This is a genomic window from Streptomyces sp. NPDC028928 (genome assembly GCF_055564915.1).
Genome location: NZ_JBVHVI010000006.1, coordinates 78,006 through 97,293, shown reverse-complemented (window position 1 = coordinate 97,293; position 19,288 = coordinate 78,006). Strand labels below are relative to the sequence as shown.

At 73.1% G+C, this 19,288-nt stretch carries 16 protein-coding genes; 5 read left to right on the top strand and 11 right to left on the bottom strand.

What is annotated here, in order from left to right:
* Window positions 1-205: 205 nt before the first annotated feature.
* Window positions 206-985 (bottom strand): alpha/beta fold hydrolase, encoded by a 780-nt coding sequence (locus tag ACZ4U1_RS16165; RefSeq protein ID WP_467903684.1) that lies wholly within the window; start codon window positions 983-985, stop codon window positions 206-208.
* A gap of 168 nt (window positions 986-1,153) precedes the next feature.
* Here ACZ4U1_RS16165 and ACZ4U1_RS16160 point away from each other — a divergent pair, with 168 nt between their 5' ends.
* Both ACZ4U1_RS16160 and ACZ4U1_RS16155 read left to right on the top strand, forming a co-directional pair.
* Entirely contained in the window at window positions 1,154-2,248 is a 1,095-nt protein-coding gene (locus ACZ4U1_RS16160; protein WP_467903683.1) for a baeRF3 domain-containing protein, read from the top strand.
* A gap of 125 nt (window positions 2,249-2,373) precedes the next feature.
* Window positions 2,374-3,396, top strand: coding sequence for a Gfo/Idh/MocA family protein (locus ACZ4U1_RS16155; protein ID WP_467903681.1), 1,023 nt, complete (start codon window positions 2,374-2,376; stop codon window positions 3,394-3,396).
* Window positions 3,397-3,629: 233 nt separating this feature from the next.
* Here ACZ4U1_RS16155 and ACZ4U1_RS16150 read toward each other — a convergent pair whose 3' ends face one another.
* Window positions 3,630-4,043, bottom strand: coding sequence for an SsgA family sporulation/cell division regulator (locus ACZ4U1_RS16150; protein ID WP_467903679.1), 414 nt, complete (start codon window positions 4,041-4,043; stop codon window positions 3,630-3,632).
* A 347-nt stretch (window positions 4,044-4,390) separates the two neighbouring features.
* On the opposite strand from ACZ4U1_RS16150, the gene ACZ4U1_RS16145 reads away from it, so the two are divergent.
* Entirely contained in the window at window positions 4,391-5,821 is a 1,431-nt protein-coding gene (locus ACZ4U1_RS16145) for a PP2C family protein-serine/threonine phosphatase (RefSeq protein WP_467903677.1), read from the top strand.
* 56 nt (window positions 5,822-5,877) lie between these two features.
* Here ACZ4U1_RS16145 and ACZ4U1_RS16140 read toward each other — a convergent pair whose 3' ends face one another.
* Window positions 5,878-7,374 carry a DNA-binding protein NsdB gene (locus ACZ4U1_RS16140; RefSeq protein WP_467903675.1) on the bottom strand — a complete coding sequence of 499 codons (1,497 nt, stop codon included), beginning with the start codon at window positions 7,372-7,374 and terminating at the stop codon, window positions 5,878-5,880.
* Window positions 7,375-7,661: 287 nt separating this feature from the next.
* On the opposite strand from ACZ4U1_RS16140, the gene ACZ4U1_RS16135 reads away from it, so the two are divergent.
* Window positions 7,662-8,807, top strand: a complete 1,146-nt coding sequence (locus tag ACZ4U1_RS16135; RefSeq protein WP_467903673.1) for an aminoglycoside phosphotransferase family protein — start codon at window positions 7,662-7,664, stop codon at window positions 8,805-8,807.
* Window positions 8,808-9,070: 263 nt separating this feature from the next.
* On the top strand, window positions 9,071-11,041 hold the full coding sequence (locus ACZ4U1_RS16130; protein WP_467903671.1) for an N-acetylmuramoyl-L-alanine amidase: 1,971 nt from the start codon (window positions 9,071-9,073) through the stop codon (window positions 11,039-11,041).
* A 44-nt stretch (window positions 11,042-11,085) separates the two neighbouring features.
* Here the strand turns inward: ACZ4U1_RS16130 and ACZ4U1_RS16125 are convergent, their stop codons facing one another.
* The 8 genes from ACZ4U1_RS16125 to ACZ4U1_RS16090 form a co-directional block, all read right to left on the bottom strand.
* Entirely contained in the window at window positions 11,086-11,583 is a 498-nt protein-coding gene (locus ACZ4U1_RS16125) for a glycosyltransferase family protein (protein WP_014670824.1), read from the bottom strand.
* Window positions 11,584-11,649: 66 nt separating this feature from the next.
* On the bottom strand, window positions 11,650-13,098 hold the full coding sequence (locus tag ACZ4U1_RS16120) for a 3-hydroxybutyrate oligomer hydrolase family protein (RefSeq protein ID WP_467903669.1): 1,449 nt from the start codon (window positions 13,096-13,098) through the stop codon (window positions 11,650-11,652).
* A gap of 141 nt (window positions 13,099-13,239) precedes the next feature.
* Entirely contained in the window at window positions 13,240-14,490 is a 1,251-nt protein-coding gene (locus ACZ4U1_RS16115) for an extracellular catalytic domain type 1 short-chain-length polyhydroxyalkanoate depolymerase (RefSeq protein WP_467903667.1), read from the bottom strand.
* A 192-nt stretch (window positions 14,491-14,682) separates the two neighbouring features.
* Window positions 14,683-15,585, bottom strand: a complete 903-nt coding sequence (locus tag ACZ4U1_RS16110) for a universal stress protein (protein ID WP_467903665.1) — start codon at window positions 15,583-15,585, stop codon at window positions 14,683-14,685.
* A gap of 117 nt (window positions 15,586-15,702) precedes the next feature.
* Window positions 15,703-15,945: a DUF397 domain-containing protein gene (locus tag ACZ4U1_RS16105; RefSeq protein ID WP_467903663.1), complete on the bottom strand. Its 243-nt coding sequence runs from the start codon at window positions 15,943-15,945 to the stop codon at window positions 15,703-15,705.
* Between the two features lie 163 nt (window positions 15,946-16,108).
* Entirely contained in the window at window positions 16,109-17,275 is a 1,167-nt protein-coding gene (locus ACZ4U1_RS16100; RefSeq protein WP_467903661.1) for a thiolase domain-containing protein, read from the bottom strand.
* On the bottom strand, window positions 17,272-18,342 hold the full coding sequence (locus ACZ4U1_RS16095) for a thiolase domain-containing protein (RefSeq protein ID WP_467903659.1): 1,071 nt from the start codon (window positions 18,340-18,342) through the stop codon (window positions 17,272-17,274). Before ACZ4U1_RS16095 ends, ACZ4U1_RS16100 begins: the two co-directional genes overlap by 4 nt.
* Entirely contained in the window at window positions 18,339-19,280 is a 942-nt protein-coding gene (locus ACZ4U1_RS16090; RefSeq protein ID WP_467903658.1) for a Zn-ribbon domain-containing OB-fold protein, read from the bottom strand. The genes ACZ4U1_RS16095 and ACZ4U1_RS16090 overlap by 4 nt, the downstream gene beginning before the upstream one ends.
* Window positions 19,281-19,288: the final 8 nt, after the last annotated feature.

Genomic DNA, 19,288 nt, shown 5'->3' with positions numbered 1-19,288 from the left:
CCGGCAAACCAGTTGTATCGAGCACCTATATGACGAGCCTCCGTCAGGCACCCGGGTGCGTCAACGCGGCCGTAACACGGTCCGGCCGGCCGCCCCCCGATTTCGGCCGCGTTTTGCCTCAGCAAAATCAGCGGATGGGCGTGCTACCGCACAGGGGGCGACAGGAACCGGCCACAGGCAAAAACTTCCTCAAGTTGCCGGTGCGTTACGGCTTCGCGGTCAGAAACGAGTCGAGCGCCCGGGTCAGTTCGGCCGGCTTCTCCAGCGGCAGCTCGTGGCCCGCGTCCAGGATGCGGACGACCGCGTCGGGGTAGGCCTTGGCCAGCCGGAGCATCTGCCGCACCGGCAGCTGGACGTCGTGGTAGCCGTGCACCATCAGGGTGGGCACAAAGATCTCACCGGCCCGGTCCAGGACGTCGAAGGCCCGCATCGCGCCGTAGAGCGTCATGACGACCTCGCGCGGGGTGGCGGCGGAGGCGCGGATGTGCGCCCGGATCTCCTCGCGCGGATAGCCCGGGGCGAAGGCCCGCTGGATGTTGGCGGCCACGAACAGCCTGAACGGCACCAGGGTGGAGGCCGCCATCAGCAGGCCCCGGCCACGGCTGTAGCTCATCCGGCCGATGGAGTTGACCAGCACCATCCGCTCCACCCGGGCCGGGTGCGCGAGGGCGACGGTCTGCGCGATCATCCCGCCCATCGAGTGGCCGACCAGCACGCACCGCTCCACCCCGAGATGGTCGAGGAGGGCGACGACGTCCGCCGCCAGGTGGGCGACGGTCGGCACCCCGGCCCCGGTGCTCTCCCCGTGCCCGCGCAGGTCCAGCCGGATCACCCGGCGCCGTGCGGAGAAGTGCGCCGTCTGGTGGTCCCAGCGGTGCCGGTTCGCGGTCCAGCCGTGCACGAACACCAGGGGCACGTCCGCCGCGTCGCGGGGGCCCTCGTCGTCGTACGTCAGTCTCGCTCCGTCGACGTCGAGCTGCGGCATGGAGGCCTCCTGGGGTGCGGCACGGTCCGGTTACTGACGGGTACGGTAACCGGCCGCACCGCCCCGCGTCACCGGTGTCCGACGGTGACTTCCGCGGCGGACGCCGGAGTCGCCCGGGTCCGGATTACCCCGAATGCCGTACAGGTGAATCGGCCCTATCGTCGTGTCATGGAGCACGCACTGAGTCCCGCGACCCTCGCCGAACTGCGGCGCCCGCGCCCGTATCCCGCGGTGTCCGTGCTGACCCCGACGCACCGCCGGGAACCCGAGAACGGCCAGGATCCCGTCCGGCTGCGCAACGTGGTCACCGAGGCCCGCCGACGTCTGGAGGCCGATCCCGCCGTCACCCGTGAGCGGCGCAACGAGGTCGTCGCGCAGCTCGACCGGGCGCTGGCGGAAGTGGACCTGGCGCACGCCGAGGACGGCCTGGTCATCTTCGCCGCCCCCGGCGAGCACCAGGTGTGGTCCCTGGCGCGCGCCGTCCCCGAGCGGGTGGTGCTGTCCGACACCTTCCTCACCCGCAACCTGGTGGCCGCACAGGCCGCCGAGCGGCCCTTCTGGGTGCTGTCGGTCTCCGCCGACCGCGTCACCCTGTGGAGCGGCGGCGAGGAGCGTGTGGTGCAGGACCGCTCGGGCGGCTTCCCGCTGGAGCGCCGGCAGGAGAACTTCGACCCCGAACGCCAGATGCGCACGGGCGGCCTGCCCAGCACCTTCAGCGACGAAGGCACCCGCCAGTTCCTGCGCGAGGCGGACACCGCCATGGCCACGGTCCTGCGCGAGCAGCCCCGGCCGCTGTACGTCATGGGCGACCAGGCGGCCCTGTCCCTGCTGGACGAGGTCGGCAGTGTCGTCAAGGCGGCCGTCCACGTACCGCGCGGCGGCGTCGGGCACGCCGGTCCCGACGCGGTCTGGCGGGCGCTGCGGCCGGTGCTGGCGGAGGAGTCCCGCAAGGACACCACGGCCGTGATCCGGGAGCTGACCTCGGCACGCGGTCACCGGACGTACGCGGCCGGGCTGGACGAGCTGTGGCAGAGCGCCCGCGAGGGCCGGGTCCGGCTGCTGGCCGTGGAGGAGAACTTCCGGGCCACGGTCCGCGATCTCGGCGAGCACCTGGTGCCGGCCGAACCCGGTGATCTGGACGCCCGCGACGACATCGTGGACGAGATCGTCGAGCAGTGCCTGGAGACCGGCGCCGAGGTCCGCTTCGTGCCCGACGGCGCGCTGGGCGACGCCGCCGGGATCGCCGGAGTACTGCGGTACTGACCCGGTACGGACCCCCGTACCCGGACCGCCGCACTGCCCCGATACGGGCCGGTGGCGCCCCTGAGGAGGCGTCCCTTGCGTCGGCGTACGCTACGGCGTGATCGTCGGCGTAAGGGAGCGCGCGCGTGGGTGACCTGCTGGGTGTGGCGGTACTGGGTGCCGGACACATGGGGGCCGATCACATACGGCGTCTCGACCGAGTGGTCAGCGGAGCCAGGGTCGCGGCGGTGGCCGATCCCGACCTCGACCGGGCGAAGGAGGCCGCGGCCGGCCTGGCCGGGGTCACCGTGCACACGGACCCGGTGGCCGCTCTCGACGCGCCCGGCGTGGCGGCGGTTCTGATCGCCTCCCCGGGCCCCGCGCACGAGGAGGCGCTGCTCGCCGCCTTCGCCCGCCGGCTGCCGGTACTGTGCGAGAAACCCATGGTTCCGGACTCCACGGGCGCCCTGCGGGTCGTGGAGGCCGAGGCGCGGATCGGCCGCCGACTGGCCCAGATCGGCTTCATGCGCCGCTACGACGCCGAGTACCGGCGACTGAAGGCCCTGCTGGACGGGGGCAGCCTGGGCCGGCCCCTGATGCTGCACTGCACGCACCGCAACGTCTCCTCCCCCTCCGGTTTCACCAGCGCCATGCTGATCAACAGCTCGGTGTCGCACGAGATCGACGCGGCCCGCTGGCTGCTCGGGCAGGAGCTGACGGCGGTCACCGTGCTGCGGCCCACACCGTCCCCCGGCGCCCCCGAGGGTCTGCTCGACCCGCAGTTCGTGCTGTTCGAGACCGAGCGGGGCGTCCTCGTGGACGTGGAGGTCTTCGTGAACTGCGGCTTCGGCTACCAGGTGCGCTGCGAGGCGGTGTGCGAGGCGGGCAGCGCCCGGATCGGCGACGAGCACACCATGGTGGTCACCAGCGGGGGCACCGCCCGCGAGGAGGTGGCCCAGGACTATCTCGTCCGCTTCGCCGACGCCTACGACCGTGAGGTGCAGGCGTGGGTCGACGCGGCCCGCCGCGGCGGGGTCACCGGCCCGGACGTCTGGGACGGCTACGCGGCGTCCGTCGTCGCCGAGGCGGGGGTCCGGGCGCTGCGGACGGGCGGCCGGGTGACCGTCGACCTCGCCCCGCGCCCGGACCTGTACGCCGCCGGCCGCTGACGCTCGCCGCCGTAGGTGCGGTGGGGGCCGGTCGCGCCGGGGGCGGAGCGGAAGCAGGCGTCGCAGACGGTGCGAGTGGTCGGCGAGCGCGCGGTGGAACGGGATTCGGAGCGGTCCGGCTGCGAGGACCAGGAGTGGGCAGGTCGCCGCCGCACCGGGCGAGGGTCTCGCCGTCGCCGTGGCCGGCGGGGATGAACAAATGTCAGAAGGCGTGCCGGGCACACATGTGCTGCTCACACACCGCCGAACAGCGCGCTCAGCCCCCGCTCCACCACCCCGGCCACGTCCTCCTGCCCGCACGCCACCACCTCGTACGTGTTCACCAGGAAGCGCCGCAGCGCCGAGGCCTGGAAGAGCAGCAGGGCCATGCCGTGCGGCGAGTGGAACTCCAGGACCGTGCGGGTCCGGCCGTACGGCCATATCTGCACGTCCCCGTGGCCGGCGGGGGCCCGCAGCCCCTGGTCGAGCAGGGTGCGCGCGAAGATCCAGGTGACCTCCTCACCGTGCAGCGCGGCCTCGGCGGGGAAATCCACGAACACGGCGAGGGGGTCGTCGGCGGTGTAGCGAAGGGTGGCCGGCACCGGGACCTCCCGGTCCTGGGCAGTGATGAGCCGGGCTTCGGCGAGCTGTTCGACGGTGATGTCCATGCCCTTTAGGAGTCCGCGAAGGCCCGCCACATGCCGCCAATTCCGGTCAGACTTCGGCGGGTACCGGCCGCTTGGCGGCACCATGGAACACAGGAGCGACGAACACGCGCTTGAACACCGGCACCGGAGCCGCTCGACTGACTCAACTCGCGTAAGGCCGCTACGACTTGACCGCCGCCGCGCGTACGTCATTCGTCCCTCCGGAACCCCCCGGGAAGACTCTGGCATATGCCAGAAGCACCACCGTATCGTGTGTTGCCAAATCCCTTACAGGGAGTCGCGGGCTGTGCAACAGTCGTAGCGGTCCCCCGTAGTCCCCGCCGTTTCGTCCCCCATCGGAGTGCGTCATGCCGTCCCCAGTCTCCGCGGACCGCTCAGCCGCCCAGCCGCCCGGGCGCGGCTCGGTCGAGGCGCTGATAACGCAGGCGCGGCGGCTCAAGGGCGACGTGGACGCCGTACGGCGGGACACCCGGAGCGACGGTGCGGACCCCGAGGAGCGCTGGCAGCGCGCCCTGTACGACCTCGCCCTGCACCAACTGGACGATCTGGACGCCCACTTGGCGCAGCTGCGGGACGGCCCCTCCCCCGCACCGGACGAGCCCGACGGGCCGCCCGCCGGCCAGACCGCCCCGGCCGGCGCCCCGAGCGGCTCGCTGCTCAGCCGCGTCGGCAGCGCCGAGTGGAACCTGCTGACCGACGAGGCCACCTGGTCCGGGGAGCTGTACCAGATCCTCGGCCTCGACCCGGCCCGCCCCGCCCTCACCCTGGACGAGCTGCCCAGCCTGGTCCTGGAGGAGGACCGGCCGAAGCTGACCGCGATGGTCACGGACTGCCTGGTCGACGCCAAGCCGATCGACGGCGAGTTCCGTGTCGTACGGCCCGACGCCTCCGTGCGGACCGTGCACATGATGGGCGAACCCGTGCTCGGCGCCGACGGCGGCACGACCTCCATGTGGGCCGTGCTGCGCGACGTCAGCGAACTGCGCCGCAGCCAGCTGACGGTGCGCGAGACCCGTGACTCGCTGCACCGCCACCGCCGGCAGGAGCAGACCGAGCACCGGATCGCGGCAGAGCTGCAGGAAGCCGTGCTACCGCCATGGCGCGGCTCCCTGCGGCTCCCGCACCAGGGACCGGCCGCCCTGGACTTGGCCGCCCACCGCCTCCCGGCCGCCACCCCCACGCTGATCGGCGGGGACTGGTACGACGCGCTGGAACTGTCGGACGGCCAGACCCTGCTCACCGTCGGCGACCTCACCGGACAGGGCGTGGCCGTCGCCTCCGGCATGGCGATGCTGCTCGGCGCCGTACGCGGCATGGCACTGGCCGGCACGGAGCCGGGTCAACTGCTCACCATGGTCAACCAGTTACTCGACACCACCGTGCAGCCCGCCCTCGGCAGCGCCGTCTGCTGCCGCTACCAGCCGGAGACCCGCACGCTGGTCTGGGCACAGGCCGGACACCCCGCCCCGCTGCTGTACCGCGACGGGACGGGGCGCCCGCTGAACGCACCGGACGGCGTCCTCCTCGGCGCTTCCTCGGGCGCCGTCTACGGGGAGGCCACCGTCACCCTGCACCCGGGCGACCTGCTCCTCCTGCACACCGACGGGCTGATGTCGGGCCACAGCAGGACAGCGGCTGTGGACCGGCTGCTCGGCCTCGCCCCACGGTTCGGCGCGGCGCGCACCGCGCAGGACTGTGTGCGGACGATCGTCGAGGAGTTCGGCGGAGCCGGGCGCGAGGACGACGCGTGCGTGCTCGTCGCCAAGGTCACCGTGTAAAGAAGGTCACCGCGTAACGGCAACCGGCCCGTCGGACCGGACAGCGCACAGGCCCCCTATGCCTGTGCGCTGTTGCCGTCTCCCTTGGCCCTCGGCTTGGGCAGGGCGAGCCTGATCTCCTCCCTCAACTGGTGGATCTTGGGGTAGCCGGCGTACTCCGCGGTCAGCCGGTACATCTGCCGCAGCCGGTCCCAGGTACGGCGGGAGGAGTTCGAGCCCATCGACATCAGGGCCAGCCGTGCGTAGCGGTCGGCCTGTTCGGGGTCGTCGGCGATGAAGCAGGCCGACGCCATGGACAGATGGTCGAAGATCTTCGAGCGCTCCCGGCCGTCGACGCGCAGCGCGAGGGCCTTCTCCGCGTAGTACTGGGCGTGCGCGGCCGCGCCCGGGTCGAACTCCGCCAGGGTGCGGTAGGCGAGCGCCTGCATGCCGTACAGGTCCTCGTCCTTGAACGTCTGCATCCAGTCCGGCGGTTCCACGTCCTGCCGGTCGGAGACGAAGAGGTCCTCCGCATGCCCGAGCGTGCGGCGCATCGCCTGGCCCTTGCCCATCGACGCCTGCGCCCAGGCCTCGATGGTGTGGAACATCGCCTTCGTCCGCGGCTGCAGGCGGTCGCCGGCACCCGACTGGGCGAGCTTCATCAGGTCCAGGGCGTCGTCCGGCCGGCCCAGGTGCACCATCTGCCGGGCCGCCCGGGACAGTGCCTCACCCGCGCGCGGGCGGTCCCCGCCCTCTCTCGCGGCGTGGGCGGCGATGACGAAGTACTTCTGCGCCGTGGGCTCCAGGCCGACGTCGTGCGACATCCAGCCCGCGAGGACGGCGAGGTTGGCGGCGACGCCCCACAGGCGCCGCTGGAGATGGGGTGGATGGTGGTAGGCGAGCATGCCGCCCACCTCGTTGAGCTGTCCCACGACCGCCTTGCGCTGCAGCCCGCCGCCACGGGCCGCGTCCCAGGCGCGGAACACCTCGACCGAGCGCTCCAGTTCCTCGATCTCCTGGGACCCGATGGGGGCGGCCTCGTACCGGTCGAACCCGGCGGGGTCGGCGTGCAGGGGGTCGTCGAGGACAGGGGCGTCGGCCTTCAGGGCCGGGTCGGTGTGCAGCCAGTCGTACATGGCGCTGCTGAGTGTGGATCCCGCGGCGAGCGCGGCGCCCGCGCCCACCAAGCCGCGTCGGTTGAGCATGAGGTCCATTCCCGTGAATTCGGTGAGGACCGCGGCGGTCCGTTCGGGCGCCCACGGCACTCCTTCGGGATGTTCCTCGATCCCGTCGGTCTGCCGCTTCCCCGTACGCCCGTGCCGCACCAGACCGAGGTCCTCGATGGTCACGACACGGCCGAGACGCTCGGTGAACAGAGCCGCCAGCACCCGCGGCACCGGATCGCGCGGGATCTCTCCCATGTCGATCCACCGCCGCACCCGGGAGGTGTCGGTCGCCAGCTGGGGGTGGCCCATGGCCGCCGCCTGCCGGTTGACCAGTCTCGCGAGTTCGCCCTTCGACCAGCCGGCCAGGCCGAACAGGTCCGCCAGTCGGGTGTTGGGTTGTCCGCTCACGTCAAGCCCCCAGGTTCTCGGCTGAGTTGACAGTAGCCCGGTGGAGGTTGCCGGGCGACTATTCGCCACGGTTCGCCAGGGTCCGCCAGATGGTGTGCCACTGGGCATCGGGTGTCAGGTAGGAAAGCGCCACCCCGACCCGGTCGCCGCCTTCCACCCGAGGGCGCGTGACGGCAAGGACGGCAGCTGCCGGGCACATTCCCCAGGGTGTGCCCGGGCGGCCGGGACGGGTTGCGCGTGAGACGCACAGGCAGGCACCGCAGGCACACGAAGGGATCTGTTTTCCCATGTACGCAGCATCGTCCTCCGTGTCCGCCCCGCCCCGGCCGCTGCGCCCCCGCCCGGCGGGCGGCGGGCCGTACCTCGATCCGGTGGCGCGCCCCAGCGGTCCCGTACCGGTCGCGGGCCGCCCCCGGCGGATTCCGGGCCAGCCCGGGACCCAGCCGCTCAGCGGGAGGCTCGACCTGTCCGGCCCCCAGGGCGCGCAGCTGCGCACCGCGCTCGCCGCGGTGCACCGGATCTGCCCGGAGTTCGCCCCGGTGCAGGTCCTGCGGCGCAGCGGACGGTCCGTCCTTCTCGTCGGGACGACGGGGCGCAGCACGGCCGTGGCCAAGTGTCTCCTGGACCACTCGCCGGCATGGGTGGAGCGGAGCCGCCAGGAAATAGCCGCATACCGCTCGTTCGTCCGGCACCGGCCGCCGGTCCGGGTGCCGAGGCTGATCGCGGCGGACCCGGACAACTGCACGCTGGTGATCGAGCGCATGCCGGGCCGGACGGCGGCGTTCCAGCGGCACCCCACGGAGGCGCCGCCCCGGGCGGACATCCGGGCCGCGCTCGGCGCGATCTGCCGGGTGAACGCCTGGCGGCCCCCGGCGGGCACCTTCGACATGCCGCTGGACTATGCGGCCCGGATCTCCCGGTTCCACGAGCTGGGCCTGCTCACCGACCGGGACCTCGGCGACCTGCAGAAGCTGCTGCACGGCATCGCCCACGAGGTGGGCCGGCACGGCATGCTCCAGTTCTGCCACGGCGACGCCCTGCTCTCGAACATCCTTCTGTCACCGGCCGGTCCAGTGCTGGTGGACTGGGAGCACGCGGGCTGGTATCTGCCGGGGTACGACCTGGCGACGCTGTGGCTGGTCCTCGGGGACGCGCCGGTGGCCCGGCGTCAGATCAGCCAGATCGCCCAGTCGGCGGGCCCGGCCTCCCGGGACGCCTTCCTGGTGAACCTGATGCTCCTGCTGACCCGGGAGATCCGTACGTACGAGACGGCCGTGCAGCGTTCGATGCACGACACGGCCCCGGCGGCACCGGGCGCGGCCCACCCGGGTGCCGCGCCGTCCGGCGAGGAACAGCGGCTGCTGCTCAGGCGGCTGCACGACGACTGCCAGATGGCCCGCCGGGCCGTCCGCGCGGCGGTCGGCACTCGCTGACGGGGGCGACGGCTCCGCGGTGCGCCCTGAGCGGCGGCGCACCGCGGGCCTTCGTATCCGCGGCGGAGCGGGTGGCCACTGGTGTATGCCAGTGACGCCCCGCAGGCCCGCGCACCGCCGCCGCGAAACTCGCCGGAAACCCTCCGTGACGTGGGAAATCGCCTTTCTGTGGGCATCATTGACGGATCGTCGGCAAGCCGGTACCACTGACCCAGCTCGGCGCCGCACGCCCCGCCACGCTCCGCCCGTCACAGGAGGCCGCATTGCGAGGATCCGCCACCGACCCCACATCCACACCCGGCCACAGACGTCTGCGGCTCACCGCCGTCCCGTTCGCCTCCGCGGCCCTGCTGCTGCCCCTGCTCGGCGCGACCCCGGCCCACACCGCCACGGACTCCTCCACGCACCGGCTGCAGCACGCGTTCGCCACCGCGGCGGCCGAGTACCACGTACCGCAGAGCGTTCTGCTGGCCGTCTCCTATCTCCAGTCCCGCTGGGACTCGCACGGCGGCGCGCCGAGTGTGACCGGCGGCTACGGGCCGATGCACCTCACCGACGCCCGCACCGCGATCGCCACCACGGAACACTTCGCCGAGGGGACGGAGGACGCCCGGGGCGACTCCGCCCGGGCCGCGCTGCACCCCACCGCCGGGGCGTCGGCCGAGTCGGCGCTACCGGCCCGCCTGGAGACGCTGCCGAGGGCCGCGGAGCTGGCCGGCATCCCGGCCGAGGAGCTGCGCACCGACCCGGCGGCGAACGTGGCGGGCGGCGCCGCCCTGCTCGCCGACGCGCAGAAGGAGCTGGGCGAGCCGTTGAGCGCCGACCCGGCCGACTGGTACGGCGCGGTGGCCCGGTTCTCCGGCGCCGACGACACGGCGACCGCCGCCGCGTACGCCGACGATGTGTACGACGTGCTGCGCACGGGCGAGGAGCGCACCACGGACGACGGCCAGCTGGTGGCTCTGGCCCCGCGGCCGGAGCTGACCGCCGACACCGCCCCGCTGCGGCGGGCCGGGCTGCGCACGCTGCCGGCGGACGGCACCGAGTGCCCGAAGTCGGTGTCCTGCGCGTCGGTCCCGGCGCCGTACGAGGAGTTCGGCGACAACGACTACGGCAACCACGACCTGGGCGACCGCCCGGCCTCGCAGAGCATCAGGTACATCGTCATCCATGACACTGAAGGTGCCTGGGACGGGGTCATGAAGCTGATCCAGGATCCCACCTATGTGTCGTGGAACTACACGATTCGCTCGACCGACGGCTTGATCGCCCAGCATGTCAAGGCGAAGGACGTCGCCTGGCACGCGGGCAACTGGTTCGTCAACGCCAAGTCGATCGGCATCGAGCACGAGGGCTTCCTCGCCGCGCCGGACGCCTGGTACACGGAGGCGATGTACCGGTCCTCGGCACGGCTGGTGCGGTACCTGGCCCGGACGTACGACATCCCGCTGGACCGGCAGCACATCCTGGGCCACGACAACGTGCCCGGGCCGACCGCGTCCACCATCCCGGGGATGCACACGGACCCCGGCCCGTACTGGGACTGGCGGCACTACTTCCAGCTGCTGGGCCACCCGTTCCGGCGCACGGCCGGCCCCCGCTCCGGGGTGGTGACGATCCTGCCGGACTACGCCTCCAACCGGCCCGTCTACACCGGCTGCACCACCAAGGGCGAGCCGTGCGCGGCGCACGGCTCCAGCGAGGTGCGGCTGTACACGGACCACGACGTGACCGCCCCGCTGGTCAAGGACATCGGTCTGAAGACGGACCCGACGGACGGGGTGAACGATCTGTCCTCGCGGGTCTCCACCGGCCAGAGTTACGCGGTGGCGGACCGCTGGGGCGACTGGACGGCCATCTGGTACCTGGGGCAGAAGGCCTGGTTCCGCAACCCGCTCAAGGACCCGGCGGCCGTGCCCGCGCACGGCCTCGTGGTGACGCCGAGGGAAGGCCTGGCGAGCGTTCCGGTGTACGGGCGCGCCTATCCGGAGAAGGAGGCCTATCCGGCGGGCGTGCCCGCGCAGTCGGTGGTGCCGCTGCCGTACACGATCCCGGCCGGGCAGAGGTACGTGGTCGGTGACGAGGTGCCGGGCGAGTACTACTACGCGGTCACCTTCACCCCCGACTCGCACCGGGTCGTCGTGGGCAAGGACCTGTACTACGAGATCCAGTACGGCCACCGGGTCGGGTTCGTCCGGGCCGCGGACGTGACGCTCGAAGCCGCCGCCCGCTAGCCCGAACGGCGGCTTCCCGGTCCTGCTCTCAGCCCTGCCGTGTCTCAGCCCTGCTGGAAAAGCTCCGCCGGGAGCGGCTTCAGCAGGGCGTACAGGTCGTCGGTGATGGGGCGGTCCCAGGCGGCGATGGTCACCAGGACACCGTCGCTGCGGTCGAACTGGACGCAGGAGATCCGGCTCTCGGAGAGCTTCAGCCGCCGCACGATGAGGAGGTTGTCGCCCTGGAGCACCGGGGTGTCCTCGACGCCGACGACGGTGACCTCCTCGTCGTTCTCCAGCGCCAGCAGCAGCTGGCCCACCTCGAAGGGGATCTCCCCCTCGGCGACGTCGCGGGCCGGGGAGCCCTCCGGCAGATTGCCGATGATCATGGCGGGGCCGCGTCCGCCGAACAGGTCGTAGCGCAGGAAGACGCCCTGGCAGGTGCCGTCGGGGGCGGGCAGCAGGCCCGCGCCGAGGTTGCCCGGCCAGTCGCCCGGGTCCATGGCCAGCACGTCGAAGTCGGGTCCGGCAGGGGTCGCGCTGCGGCGGCGGAGGAACGACATGCGGCCATGGTACGTGGGCTCCGCGGGAAGTGCCGTGACGGGGTCGTCGATCATGTGCGGGTCCGCTCAGCTCAAGGGGCAGCTGGTCAGCAGCGTGGCCGGTGCCGCGTCGGGCGGGCGCGGGACCGTGTGGTCGGCCGGCGGGACGCCGGTCCCCGCGATCCAGCGTTCCAGGGCCTCGAAGGCCGAGCGGTGGCAGGGCACCATCGGGCGGAGCCGGCCGGGGAAGGCGTCGGCCAGGGCGTCGGTGTGGGTGCCGTCCTCGATGCGGTAGGAGCGCAGCAGTGAGCCGCGCCCGGCTTCGTGGACCATGCGCGCGTAGGAGTCGGCGTCCTCGCTGATCGGCAGCAGCACGTCGAGGGTGCCCTGGACGGTGATCAGGGGCTTGCCGATGCGGCCGGTGAGGGCGATGCGGCCGACCGCCCGGTGGACGGCGGCGGGCCGGGCCGCGTAGTCGTAGTCGGCGTCGCAGCCGGGGGTGCCGGAGGCGCAGAACGGGGTGCCCGCCTCGGTGGCGCCGTCGTAGCCGGGGTCGAGTTCCTCGCGGTAGATGCGCTGGGTGAGGTCCCAGTAGACCTGGTGGTGGTACGGCCACAGGAACTCGGAGCCGGCCGGGAAGCCGGCCCGGTGCATGGCCGCCCGGGCCTCGGCGGCGCCGGGTCCGCCGGCGGCGTGGGCGGGGTAGTGGCGCAGTGCGGCCGGCAGGGAGGTGAGCGGGTTGGGGCCGTCGGCGCGCCAGAGGGTGCCCTCCCAGTCGACTCCGCCGTCGTACAGCTCGGGGTGGTTCTCCAGCTGCCAGCGCACCAGGTAGCCGCCGTTGGACAGGCCGGTGGCGAGGGTGCGGGCCGGGGGCCGGTGGTAGCGCTGCGTGACGACGGTGCGGGCGGCGTGGGTGAGTTGGGTGAGGCGGGTGTTCCATTCGGCGATGGCGTCGCCGGGCCGGCGGCCGTCGCGGAAGAAGGCGGTTCCGGTGTTGCCCTTGTCGATGGCGGCGTAGGCGTAGCCGCGGGCGAGCACCCAGTCGGCGATCGCCCGGTCGTTCGCGTACTGCTCGCGGTTGCCCGGGGTGCCGGCGACGACCAGGCCGCCGTTCCAGTGGTCGGGCAGGCGGATGACGAACTGGGAGTCGTGGTGCCAGCCGTGGTTGGTGTTGGTGGTGGAGCGGTCCGGGAAGTAGCCGTCGATCTGGATGCCCGGGACGCCCGTGGGGGTCGGCAGGTCCCTGGGGGTGAGGCCCGCGTAGTCGGCGGGGTCGGTGTGGCCGGTGGCCACGGTCCCGGCGGTGGTCAGCTCGTCCAGGCAGTCGGCCTGCTGGCGGGCGGCGCCGGGCACGTGCAGCCGGGCCTGCTCCGCACAGTGGGCGACCGGTGTCCCCGGGCCGGCCGGGGCCGCGGTGGCGGGGGTGACCGGGAGGGAGCAGGCGGCGGCGAGGGAGAGCGCGCCCAGGGCGGTACGGCGGGTACGGCGGGCGGGCCGTGGGCGGCGGACGAGCGGTGGGGTGGGGTGGGGAAGCATGCGGTTCCTCCGGCGGTTGGGGACGCGCTGGAGGCTAGGGCTGGTGTGGGGGTTCACGACATGTGTGGAGCCGCCATGATGACGGCCCGTTAGGGGGCGTCGGCCACCATGGCGGCTGCTGTTTCGGTGCCCGGCTCCCCGTCAGGGGCAGCCGCTGTCGGCGAGGGTGAAGTAGCCCGTGGGTGACTCCTTCAGGGTGTGGGTGACGTACGTGTTGTACAGGCCCATGTTCTGGCCGGATCCCTTGGCGTAGGTGGAGCCGCCGCTGGTGGTGGCCCGTCCCGCCTGTACCTGGGCGTAGTTGCTCGCCGTCCAGCAGACGGCGGTGCCGTCGTCCCCCGGGTCGCCGGGGCCCGGGTCGCTCGGGTCGGTGGTGTCCAGGCCGAAGAACCGGGCGATCCAGCGGCTGGAGCAGATCGAGTCGAGGAAGTAGGGGGCGCCGGTGCTCCCGCACTGTTCGCTGCCGGTGCCGGGGTCCACCGGGGTGCCGTGCCCGATGCCCGGGACCCGGTCGACCTCGACGGCGACCGTGCCGTCGGCGGCCAGGTACTGGTCCTGCCGGGTGGCGTCGGGCCCTATGACCGTGGTCCTGGTGGGTGTCTGGGTCAGGCCGTGCAGGGCCGTCCACTGGTCGCGCAGTTCGGTGGCGTTGCGCGGTACGACGGTGGTGTCCTGGTCGCCGTACCAGATGGCCGTGCGCGGCCAGGGTCCGGTGTACGACGGGTAGGCGTCGCGCACCCGCTGGGCCCAGTCGGCAGGGCTCAGGTCGACGCCGGGGTTCATGCAGGTGTAGGGGCTGTTGTCCCGGGTGCAGTCGTAGGGCAGGCCGGCGACGACGGCGCCCGCCGAGAACACGTCGGGGTAGGTGGCGAGCAGGACGGCGGTCATGGCGCCGCCGGCGGACAGTCCGGTGACGTGGACGCGTTGGGGGTCGGCGCCGTAGGCGGTGACGGCGTGGCTCACCATCTGCCGGACGGACAGGGCCTCGCCCTGGCCGCGCCGGTTGTCGCCGGACTGGAACCAGTTGAAGCACTTGCTCGGGTTGTTGGCGGTGCCGGTCTCGGCGAGCACCAGCAGGAAGCCGTCCTGGTCGGCGAGCCGGGGGAGGCCGGAGTTGTCGGCGTAGACCTGGGCGTTCTGGGTGCAGCCGTGCAGGGCGACCACGACTGGTGGGTGGGCCGGCAGGGTGGCGGGCCGGTAGACGTACATGGTGAGGGCGCCCGGGTTGGTTCCGAAGCCGGTCACCCGGGTGAGCGTGACGGCGGCGCGGGCCTCGGGTGCGGGGGCGGCGAGTGCGGTGCCGAGGACGACGGCGAGGACGGCGAGGAGGCGGAGCAGGAGGCGGGCGCGGGGTGGCGCTCCGGGTGCCGTGCTGGACGTGGGCAGGGGCATGGCGGCTCCTTCGGTGGACACACGGATCCCGGCCGCTCCCGCGCGGGGACGGCGCCTGGAGCACCGGGGGTGGCGGAACCATAGGTTCGGGTGTGTCCGGCCACCATGGCGCCGCGCACCACAGCCGTCGGTGTCCCGGGCGGCGCCGGACGGATTGCGGGCAGCCATGCGCTCTGCTAGGAGACGCCGGCCTCACTCCTCCGGCGGGGCCGGCGGCACCACCGCGACCGGACTGGCCGCGTGGAGCAGCACGGCCTGGGTGACCGAGCCCATCATGCGGGCCGGGGCGAGCAGCCTCCGCCGGTGCCGGCCGACCACGACCAGGTCGGCGTCCTTCGAGGCGGCGACCAGGTGGCCGGCCGCGTCGCCGGGCAGCGCCTCGACGTAGGCACGGACCTCGGGGTGGCGCTCCAGGTGCGGGGCGAGGAAGCCCTCGGCGAGGACGCGGGTCTCGTGCTCCACGGCGTCCTGGTCGACCAGGGGCGGCACCAGTTGGCCGGGGGCGGACCACGTCTGCAGCGGCCACGGGTAGGCGGCGATCACCTGCAGCCGGGCGTCGCGCCGGGCGGCCTCGGCGCAGGCGAAGGAGAGGACGCCCTCGTCGGGGCTGTCGGCGTGCAGGCCGGCGACCACCCGGGGCCCGGGCTCGGCGGGCCCTTCCCCGTGCACCTCGCGGCCGGGCCGGGGCACGACCACCACCGGGCACTCGGCGTCCCGGGCGGCGGCGAGGCCGTTGGAGCCGAGCAGCAGGCTGGCGAAACCGCCGCGGCCCCGCGAGCCGAGCACCAACAGCTGGGCGTCGCTGCCCAGTTCGGGCAGGACGGCCCCCGGTACGCCCTCCAGGGCGACGTACTCCACGGCCTGGTCCCCGGCACGGTCCGCGAGCCGGGTGCGGACCTCGTCGAGGACCGGGTCGCCCTCCGCGTCGGGCGGCCCGGCGACCAGGACGTCGGCCTGGCCCCAGGCGGCGTACTGCCGTACGTGCACCACCCGCAACGGTGCCGCGCGGCGGCGGGCGGCGTCCAGGGCCCAGTCCAGGGCGCGCAGGCTGTCCGCGGACCCGTCGACCGCGGCGATGACCGGCGCAGCGCTCATCCTTCCTCACCTCCGGAACACGACCTTCCCCTTACTGTGGCCAGCCTCGCTCAGGTCTGGTCCCCGGCAGGGCGCTGTCGGTCGCGTGTCCGGGAATCCGGTCGCAACACCCCCGGTTCAGGTGAGGTCGAACTCGCCCTCGCGCGCGCCGGAGACGAAGGCGCCCCATTCGGCGGGGGTGAAGATCAGGGACGGGCTCTCCGGCCGGCCGCTGTTGCGCATCGCGATGAAGCCCTCGACGAAGGCGATCTGGACATCGCCCAGACCTCGGCTGCTGGACTGCCACTCGGCCCTGCTGAGGTCCAGCTCCGGCTTGTCCCAGCCCATGAGCGGCTGCTGCTGGGTGATGCTCTCGGCCACGTCCGTGCTCCTCCCGGTTCGTCGTCCGCGGGCCAGCCTAGCGACCGGTTGCTACCGCGGACAGGGCACGTGGGGACGACCTTCCCGGAGTCCGGACCTGCCTCTGCGGCCGGGCCTGGCCGGACGGGCCTGGCCGGCCGGGCGGGCCTGGCCGGCCGGGCGGTCAGGAGTCGGGGGGCGCGGAGCCCACGAGCCACATGGAGAAGAACTGCGAGCCGCCGCCGTAGGCGTGTCCGAGCACCCGGCGGGCGCGGTCCAGCTGGTGCTCCCCGGCCTGGCCGCGCACCTGGAGGGCGGCCTCGGCGAAGCGGATCATGCCGGAGGCGCCGATGGGGTTGGTGGACAGCACCCCGCCCGACATGTTGACGGGCAGGTCGCCGTCGAGTTCGGTCACGCCGGACTCGGTGAGTTTCCAGCCCTCGCCCTCTTCGGCGAAGCCGAGGTTCTCCAGCCACATGGGCTCGTACCAGGAGAACGGCACGTAGATCTCGGCGGCGTCGATGTCCCGGCGCGGGTCGGCGATGCCGGCCTGCCGGTAGACGTCGGCGGCGCAGTCCTTGCCGGCCCGCGGGGAGACGAAGTCCTTGCCGGCGAACAGGGTGGGTTCGCTGCGCATGGCGCCGCCGAGCAGCCAGGCGGGCGGCCGGGGGGCGCGGGCGGCTCCGGCGCGGTCGGTGAGGACCATGGCGCAGGCGCCGTCGGAGGACGGACAGGTCTCCGAGTAGCGAATGGGGTCCCACAACATGGGTGACGCCACCACCTTTTCCAGGGTGATGTCGTGTTCGTGCAGGTGGGCGTAGGGGTTCTTCAGGGCGTTGCGCCGGTCCTTGTAGGCGACGAGGGCGCCGATGGTGTCGGGGGCGCCGCTGCGTCGCATGTAGGCGCGCACATGGGGGGCGAAGAAGCCGCCGGCTCCGGCGAGCAGGGGCTGCTGGAAGGGGATGGGCAGGGACAGGCCCCACATGGCGTTGGACTCGGACTGTTTTTCGAAGGCGAGGGTGAGGACCGTGCCGTGGACGCGGGCGGCGACCAGGTTCGCGGCGACGAGCGCGGTGGACCCGCCGACGGAGCCCGCGGTGTGCACCCGCAGCATGGGTTTGCCGACGGCGCCGAGCGCGTCGGCGAGGTACAGCTCGGGCATCATGACGCCCTCGAAGAAGTCGGGCGCCTTGCCGATGACGACGGCGTCGATGTCGGCCCACGTCGACTCGGCGTCGTCCAGGGCGCGTTGTGCGGCCTCGCGGACGAGGCCGGCGATCGACACGTCCCGGCGGGCGGCGACGTGCCTGGTCTGGCCGATCCCCACGACGGCCACGGGTTCCTTGCTCATCGCGGATCCCCTTCGAGTATGGCGACCAGGTTCTGCTGCAGGCAGGGGCCGGAGGTGGCGTGGGCGAGGGCGCGGTCGGAGGCGCCGCGGTGGATGCGGGCGGCGGCCTCGCCGATGCGGACGAGTCCGGCGGCCATGACGGGGTTGGCGGCGAGGGCGCCGCCCGAGGGGTTGACGCACACGCTGTCGTCCAGGCGCAGCGCCCGGCGCAGGACGACCTCCTGCGCGCTGAACGGCGCGTGCAGCTCGGCGGTGTCGACGGGCCGTTCGAAGGCGCCCGCCTTCTCGGCGGCGAGCCGGGTGGAAGGGGAGTCGGTGAGGTCGCGTACGCCCAGGGCGTGGGCCTCGATGCGGTGGTCGATGCCCCGGATCCAGGCGGGCCGCGCGCACAGCCGGCGGGCCCGCTCCCCCGCCGCGAGGATCACGGCGGCGGCGCCGTCGCCGACGGGCGGGCAGTCGCCGGTGCGCAGCGGCCGTACCACGTAGTCGCCCTGCGGTACGTGGCCGGTGAGCTGGGCGTGGGGGTTGGCGGTGGCGTCGGCCCTGCTGCGGGCGGCGACGGCGGCGAGCGCGGGTTCGTCGGTGTGTCCGGCGTCCATGAGGGCCTGTGCCTGCAGGGCGGCGAGGGCTATGGCGTCGGGCCACAAGGGGGCGACGTAGTACGGGTCGAGCTGGCGGGTGAGTACATCCCGCACGGAGCCGGGCGAGCACTTGCCGTAGGAGTAGACGAGCGCGGTGTCGGCGTCTCCGGTGAGCAGCTTGGTCCAGGCCTCGTACAGCGCCCAGGCGCCGTCCATCTCGACGTGCGACTCGGAGATCGGCGGCCAGGCGCCGACGCCGTCGAGGGCGAGGGTGAAGGAGAAGGCGCGGCCGGCGAGGTAGTCGCTGGAGCCGGAGCAGGTGAAGCCGATGTCGGAGGTCCTCAGGCCGGTCTGCGCCAGGACGTCGTGCAGGACCGGCATGAGCATCTCGACCTCGGAGGACTCCTGGGTGGAGCGCCGGTGGTCGGTCTGCGCGAAGGCGACGACGGCGATGTCCCGGGGGCCGGGGGCTTCCTCGCTGGTCACAGCAGCTCCTTGTACGTGTCGTAGTCCGCGTCGGGTTCGCCGGTGGGCCGGTAGTGGTCGGGGTAGCGGGCCCCTTCCGTCCACACGGGTTCGACGCGCAGGCCCATGCGCACCTGGTCGTAGGCGATGCCCCCGATGCGGGCGTGCAGCGCCAGGTCGGCGCCGTCCAGGGCGATGTGCGCGTAGACGTACGGCACCTCGATGTCGAGGTTCTTCGCTTTGATGTTGACGATGCAGAAGGTGGTGACCGTGCCCCGGGGACCTACTTCCACCTGTTCTGCTGTGGCGACGCCACATGTGGGGCAGGCGCCCCTCGGTGGGACGTAGACCTTGCGGCAGGACGGGCAGCGTTCGCCGACGGTACGCCGCTCGGAGAGGGCGGTGATGTAGGCGGACTGGGCGCGGCCGGGCGAGTAGGTGTAGTCGAGGCGGGCGGGGGCGACGATGCCGGTGAGCGGGTTCTCGAACGCGCCGCTGTGACCGCCCGGTTCGACGGCCTGTCCGTCGTACGGTTCGAAGCAGGCGATGTCGGTGATGGCGCCGGTGCGCTCGGCGGCCCAGCGGACGCGGACGCGCATGCCGGTGCGGACGGCGCCGGGGCCGGGGGCGTCGAGGGCGTGCAGAAGAGCGGTGTCGGCGCCGTCGAGCCGTACCAGGACCCAGGCGAAGGGCGTGTCGAGGGGCTGCCCGCGGCGGGGGGCGTGGTTCCAGGCCCAGGTGGTGACCGTGCCCGTGGGCGCGACCTCCACCATCTCGCGGATCTCCTCGGCGGTGACGGGGTCGTACTCGACGGGCGGGACGAGGGTGCGGCCGTCGGTGGTGCGCACACCGAGGACGACGCGTTCACGCAGTCCGGTGAGGAAGGCGCTCTGGACGGGGCCGAGGGAGCGGGTGAACGGGAACTCGACGACCAGGGGGGCTTTGAGGACTTCGGGCACGGTGACTC